Source organism: Flavobacterium sp. (assembly GCF_043779715.1).
In the GTDB taxonomy this organism is placed as follows: Bacteria; Bacteroidota; Bacteroidia; order Flavobacteriales; family Flavobacteriaceae; genus Flavobacterium.
In genome coordinates, this window is sequence record NZ_JAYWDT010000176.1 from 1 (window position 1) to 6,971 (window position 6,971).

The window sequence follows — 6,971 nt, forward strand, 5'->3', positions numbered from 1 at the left end:
TGAATAAAACAAAAATGGAAAATAAAATATCTATAGAAAACCTAATTCAGCAAAAATTATCAATCCAAATTGCATTATGCACATTTGGTATAGGAACAATACTTTTCGTATCCTATTTCCTTTTAAAGAATAACGATTTACTAATCATAATTGGAATATATTATATCCTTTTTGCTTTTGTAGTAAATGGTTTTATACTACTGAATTTAATTTATCAATTCTTTCTAAAACCAAATGAAAAACACAGTATAACAATTCAAATTCTATTTATTCTGGGAAACATTCCTATAGCAATTATATATTTCTATCTAGTATTAAATTCATTCAATAATAGTCAACTTTTTTAAAATCAATTAAATTCAAAAACAATGGAAAATCAAATGCAAGAAAATCAGAACAAAGGCTCATTTTTTCAATCTACAACTGCCAAGATGATGATGGTAGGTTTGCTAACACTCGTTTTACTCATTCCGCTAGAATTTGTAAAAGATTTAATCTCCGAACGTTCCCAACGAAAACAAGAAGTTACTGATGAAGTAACACAATTGTGGGGAAAAGATGTATTATTCTATGGGCCAATGATGCAAATTCCCTACAAAACTTATGAGGAATATAATGTAACAAATCCAAAGACAAAAGTGGTCACTATCGAGAAAAAAGCAATTATTTCTTATGCTTATTTCTTTCCTGAAAAACTAAATAACACATCGAACGTTAAGAAAAATACGTCGCTAAAAAGAGGCATTTATAACAATGTAGTTTTTACCGCAAATATGAATTTTGATGGTTATTTCAGTAAACCAAATTTCGAAAAACTGGGTATAAATGAAGCTGATTTATTGTGGGACAAAGCATCTATTGTAGTAAAAACAACGAATCTGAAAAGCATTAAAAGTGATTTGAAAATAAAACTAAACAATCAGTCTTTCTCATTCGAATCGAAACCAGAAGACGAAGATACTATTTACGGAACGCTTGTTACCAATCAGTTTAACTACAAAACATTGGTCAATAGCGGAAAAATAGATTTCAATTTCTTGATGCAATACAATGGTAGTAATAGCGTTAAATTTATTCCTGTGGGAAAAACAACGGTTGTAAATATCGATTCTGACTGGGAATCTCCAAGTTACGAAGGTGCTTTTGCAGCCAACGACACCACGAAAATAATAAATAAAAAAGGTTTTCATGCCGATTGGAAAGTATTAGATATCAATCGCACTTTTTCTCAACAATATGTAGATAAAATCCCAAACTTGAATGAATATTCTTTTGGTGCAAAACTAATAGAAACTGTAAATGAATACCAACAAAATGAACGTGCTTCAAAATACGGATTTCTTGTAATTGGATTAACTTTTTTAGTGTTCTTTTTAATTCAATCTATTAGTAAAATTAACATTCATATTTTTCAATATTCGATGTTGGGATTGGCATTAATTATGTTCTATACGCTTTTAATATCAATAACAGAACATTCTAGTTTTGCTTTGGCTTATCTTATCGCTTCGGCTTCGGTAATAACGATGATTGTACTTTATTCAGTTTCCATATTGAAAAACAGAAAATTTCCAACATTTATAGGTTTCTCTTTAGTGGCTTTGTACACATTTATTTATGTAATTATTCAGTTAGAAAACTATGCATTACTTGTGGGAAGTATAGGATTGTTTATCATTCTAGGTGCAGTAATGTATTTTTCTAGAAAGATAGATTGGGGGAAATAATTTAATTTTTAACCATATAAGGCATATAAGCTAGACTAACATTTTACTTATATGAACTTATATGCCTTATATGGTTTTAATTTTACTACTCAATTCCGTATTTATCAATCAAATAAATTAACGAAGTCATGGTTGCAGCACCTAATTCGAGTTCTCTTTTATTAATTGCATCAAACTTGTCATTTGCAGCGTGATGGTAATCGAAATATCGTTGTGAATCTGGATGCAAACCAGCTTTTACAATTTTTGTGGATGTTAATGGTTCTATGTCCGAACCACCATGCCCTTTTGTAAAACTATGAATTAAATAAGGTTCGAATAAGCTTTTCCAATTGGAAATTTTAGCAAAATTAGCGTCATCACTTTCAAAAGAAAATCCTCTTGGCGAAAATCCTCCCGAATCACTTTCTAAAGCAAAAATGTGGTTTTCTTTATTTATTTGTGCTAATTCTTGGTATATTTTTCCGCCACGACCACCATTTTCTTCATTCATAAACATAACAACTCTAATGGTATTTTTAGGTTTGTAACCTATGTTTTTAAAAATATTAGCCACTTCCATACTTTGTACGCAACCTGCTCCATCATCGTGAGAACCATCGGCAAGATCCCAAGAATCTAGATGTCCGCCCACTACAATAATATTTTCTGGGTGTTCTGTTCCTTTTATTTCTCCGATAACATTATAGGACAAAACTTCGTCCATTTGCTCACAAGATTGTTTTAAATAAAAAGTAAGTTTCGAATTTTCTTTTAGCTTTTTGCTCAATAATTCTGCACCATTTGTACTAATTGCAGCCGTTGGTATATATTGTGTTTTAGGAATATCACCATAACTTTGCGATCCCGTATGCGGAAAATCATCTAATCTAAAGTTTAAAGAACGAACAATAGTCGCAACAGCACCATATTTTGAAGCCTCTCTTGCGCCCGACCATCTTTGATCACCTGCGCCACCATAAGCATTCATACTTTCTATTTGAGCATTATCCATCGGACGGTTATAGAAAACTATTTTGCCTTTTATTTTATCAGCTCCTAAAGTTTCTAATTCTTTGATAGAATGTACTTCGATAACTTTGGCAGTGATTCCTTTTTTTGGTGTTGCAACCGAACCACCAAGTGCGCAAACTGGTACTTTAACTTTGGTTTTATTGTCTAGAATATAAGCTGATTCTTTTTCGCCACGAACCCATTTTGGCACCATAACTTCCTGAAGATAAACTTTATCGAATGCACCTGATATTTCCATTTGTGCTTTTGTGTACTCCACCGCTTTTTGTGCACCCACAGATCCTGATAATCTAGAACCTATTTTATTAGACAAATCATCTAACCAAGTATAACATTTAGAATTGGTTAATGCCGATTTGTATATCTCTTTTAACTGATTTTCATCAGGATTTTGAGCAAACCCGAATAGCGAAGTAAATAAGAATAGGAACAGCAATTTTTTCATTTCAAGAAGTCTTTTTGTGAATAGTAAAGTAACAAAATAAAAAAGTCCCGACAAAATCGAGACTTTTATTTTTATTTCCCATCTACATAATCTTGTAAATAGGCAAATCTTTCGGTGAGTTTACCATTTTCGGTGATTTTTGCTCTTTGCAAAATCCCATCCTTGTCATTATTATAAAAAGCTGGAATGACGTGTTCTAAAAACATTTCTCCAAAACCTTCACTAGCGTCTTTGGGCAATTCGCAAGGCAAATTATCTACCGACATAACAACAATTGCACCTGGATGCATAAAATCGACTTCTTTGTGTTCCGACGGGTAATAACCAAAAAATGGTTGCGCAATAGTTGATGCTTTTAGCGTACAAGCCACTGGACCATCTACATCGCAAGAAATATCGGCAACGACTTTTATCTTATTATCAGCCGCTTTTAGCATTTCTTTGGATAATATTACTGGTGCTCCATTTCCGTAAAAATGTCCCGCCATAAAAATATCCGATACTTTTGTAAAACGTTCAAAATTTGAAGTATACAATTGCGGATTTGCGTAAAAATCTTGTTTGTCGAAAGGTTTTCCGTCTATTCTTTTATTATAATCTTCTAAATCGATGTGCGTATAAACTGGTCTGTCGTAATTTTTAGTCAAATAATCTTCGACAGAAACTTCTTTAAGTTTCATTGCATCGAGCATTTCTTTGGCACCAAGCCCTACTTTCCCGTGACCTGTAAGTACAATTTTTATGTTTGGCAAAACCATTCTTTGCAAACGTTCTACGAGCGCATTTTTGTCTTTTAGCGTTTCAGCTTTAGCCAAATTAAATAATTCAAACTTCATACCGAAAGCACGAATTCCGTTGTAAGCACCAACAATTCCTGCATAACGACCAAAACCTATTAGACGATGATTCTTTGCATCGACTATTGTTTCGTGATCATATAATTCGATATTTTTTTCTAAACAAGCTACTAATAATTTTCTGTTATAAGGTTGCTTTTTGATAGTATGAGAAAAGAAAAAATATTTTTTATTTGGGATTAAAGCATCAACCGGAACTTCTTTAACTCCAATTAAAACATCACAATCAGAAACATCAGATGTAACATCGAAACCCAATTCAGCATATTGTTCATCATTAAAAACACGAATATCTGAAGATTCAATTTTTATTTCAGCCAACGGAAATTGTTGTTTTAATTTTACCAATTCTTCGGGTGTAAAAACTACGCGTCTGTCTGGTGGATTTTTTCTTTCTTTTATAAGTCCAAATTTCATTGTAAAGCTATTTTATTTTTAAAATAATCGAAATTAATTATTTTAAAATTTGATGCAAATATAATGTAATAGTAACTTGAAACAAATGAAAATAATTGTTTAAAAACCTATTTTGATTCCCCATATGTTTATTTATATTTGTTTTATATACAAGTTAAAATGACATTCAAAATAAATATAAAAATTCTCTTACTTTTTGTAATCTTAACTATCTGTTTTTCATGTAAAGAGAAGAAAAAAGCAATAAAAAAGAAAGAAGAAACTAAAGTTGGTTCTGTATATACAATGCAACCTTATGAGAGTAATTTGCCCAATTTAAAAACTTCGAAAAAGAAAAGATTACAGCAAACTATTGAAAGATTTTATAACGAAAAATACATTCCAAATGATTTTTCTGGAAGTATTCTTGTGGCAAAAAACGGATATATTGTTTATGAAAATTACCGTGGCATGTCAAATTTTGAAGAGAAGAAAGCTATCTCTTCCGAAACGCCACTTCATATAGCTTCATTGAGTAAAGTACTTACTGCAAATGCGATTTTTTTACTTATAGATTCAAAAAAAATAACTTTAGACCAAAAAGTGAATACCATTCTTGATGATTTTCCTTATCCAGAAATTACCATTAGGACTTTACTAAATCATAGAAGCGGATTGCGTAATTACAGTTATTTTACCGATAAAAAAATTATTTGGAATCAGAAAGACACCTTGCAAAACAAAGATTTGATTCCTCTCATAAATAAAAATAATATAGATTTAGAATATAAAACAGATACTCATTTTGCTTATTGCAATACTAATTATGCTTTTTAGGCTTTGGTAATTGAAAAAATCACCAAAATGAATTATCGAACTGCCATGAAAAAGTTGATATTCGAGCCGTTAGGGATGAAAAATACTTTTGTTTTTGATTATAAAAAAGGGGTGGAAAACAATAGCCAATCTTATAAAGGAAACAAAATTAAATACGCCTATAATTACCTCGATGGGATTTATGGAGATAAAAATATCTATTCGACACCAAGAGATTTACTCAAATTTGATATGGCGACCTACAATCCTAATTTTTTAAATAAAAAATTATTGACCGAAGTTTATAGAGGTTATAGTTATGAAAGCAAAGGAACTAGAAATTATGGTTTGGGAATTAGAATGTTAGAATGGGAAGATGGCAAAAAAATGTTTTATCACAATGGTTGGTGGCACGGAAGCACAGCGGCTTATATAAAATTGAAAGATGAGAAAGCCACATTAATCTGCATATCAAACAAATATACAAGATGTACTTATAAATTGAAATTGCTTTCTAGCTTATTTGGCAATTATCCTTTCGAAATAAAAAGTAAAGAAGAAGGTTTGGAATAAGATTTGATATAAATTACGTACTTTTGCAAACCAAAATGGGGTCGACTGGTTTTGACAGCAAGTCGAATTGAATTGTAAGCATGTGGAGAACTGGAGTAATTCTCGTAAATAAAAGGCTCCAAAACACTTACACGGCGAAGGAAACTACGCTCTTGCTGCATAATCTGAATCATAGTAAGATTAGCCCCGCTCCTACAAGGTAGGAGAGCAGGATTTACCTCGAAAGCTTTGGTTTATAGCGTTCGATAAAGGTGAATCGTAAATTTAAACCTAGAAATAGTTAAGCTTCGGGACTGTTTTGAAACTAAGAAGATAAGCTTTGTGTTGCTGTTCTTGGCATAGCACACGGTCGAAAATCTAATCGAGAAATAAACATGTAGAAAGCTCTTTAGTTGCTTGTTTGGACCCGAGTTCGATTCTCGGCGACTCCACAAAATAAATCCGAAATTCTTAGTAAAATAAGAGTTTCGGATTTTGTTTTTTTAATTATTGTACGATTAGTGTACAAAAAAAGCCTTCCCATTTTTCAATAAGAAGGCTTTTTCTATTTAAAAACATCAAGGATTAGTTGATGATAATTTTCTTAGAAGCTTTTTTACCAACACCTTCTACGTTTAGCATATAACCCGATGGTCGGATATGTCATACACGATCTGCGAAGAGTAAATAAACTTAGAACGGCTCTGCGATGGTCTCTGACTTCGCAGCAACAAACAAAGTATAACATTATGCACTGCGAAGAGTAAATAAACTTAGAACAGCTCTGCGATGGTCTCCCGACCTCGCAGTAATTAAATAAAAGAAACAAGAAGTAAAATTGTTGTTTTTTGTTTTTAAAAAACGGCTCTGCGAATGTCTCTGACTACGCAGCAACAAACAAAATATAACATTATACACTGCGAGGTCGGGAGACCATCGCAGAACAAGCTATTAATATAGAGCAACGAAATAAGTAACAAGAAAATATTATATTTGAAAAAATATAATAAATGTTAGACGGATATAAAATAAGAGATCAAGCTTTACCACATTTTATAACAGCCACAGTAGTCGATTGGATAGATGTTTTTACAAGAAAATCCTATAGAGATTGTGTTATAGAATGTTTAGATTTTTGTATTACCAACAAGGGAATGGTTTTAT

4 protein-coding genes, 1 other RNA gene and 1 pseudogene are annotated in these 6,971 nt (G+C 31.7%); 4 read left to right on the forward strand and 2 right to left on the reverse strand.

The features are described from left to right. Both ACH2BG_RS08500 and creD read left to right on the forward strand, forming a co-directional pair. On the forward strand, positions 1–347 hold a 347-nt coding region (locus ACH2BG_RS08500), incomplete at its 5' end, for a hypothetical protein (protein ID WP_395047268.1). Between the two features lie 21 nt (positions 348–368). After that, positions 369–1,727, forward strand: a complete 1,359-nt coding sequence (gene creD / locus ACH2BG_RS08505; RefSeq protein ID WP_395047269.1) for a cell envelope integrity protein CreD — start codon at positions 369–371, stop codon at positions 1,725–1,727. 85 nt (positions 1,728–1,812) lie between these two features. On the opposite strand, the gene ACH2BG_RS08510 is transcribed toward creD, so the two are convergent. Together ACH2BG_RS08510 and ACH2BG_RS08515 are read right to left on the reverse strand one after the other, a co-directional pair. After that, the gene (locus ACH2BG_RS08510; protein WP_395047270.1) at positions 1,813–3,186 is read right to left on the reverse strand and encodes a M28 family peptidase; all 1,374 of its coding nucleotides are present in this window, start codon (positions 3,184–3,186) and stop codon (positions 1,813–1,815) included. A 71-nt stretch (positions 3,187–3,257) separates the two neighbouring features. After that, complete coding sequence (locus tag ACH2BG_RS08515; RefSeq protein ID WP_395047271.1) at positions 3,258–4,460, reverse strand: NAD(P)-dependent oxidoreductase; 1,203 nt, start codon at positions 4,458–4,460, stop codon at positions 3,258–3,260. A gap of 285 nt (positions 4,461–4,745) precedes the next feature. Here ACH2BG_RS08515 and ACH2BG_RS08520 point away from each other — a divergent pair. Both ACH2BG_RS08520 and ssrA read left to right on the forward strand, forming a co-directional pair. Further along, a pseudogene (locus ACH2BG_RS08520) lies at positions 4,746–5,828 on the forward strand (serine hydrolase domain-containing protein). 37 nt (positions 5,829–5,865) lie between these two features. Beyond that, positions 5,866–6,262, forward strand: a transfer-messenger RNA (tmRNA) gene (ssrA, locus tag ACH2BG_RS08525). Positions 6,263–6,971: the final 709 nt, after the last annotated feature.

Coding starts and splice junctions, on each gene's coding strand:
- ACH2BG_RS08510 (WP_395047270.1), bottom strand. CDS start 3,186: ATGAAAAAATTGCTGTTCCTATTCTTATTTACTTCGCTATTCGGGTTT.
- ACH2BG_RS08515 (WP_395047271.1), bottom strand. CDS start 4,460: ATGAAATTTGGACTTATAAAAGAAAGAAAAAATCCACCAGACAGACGC.
- creD (WP_395047269.1), top strand. CDS start 369: ATGGAAAATCAAATGCAAGAAAATCAGAACAAAGGCTCATTTTTTCAA.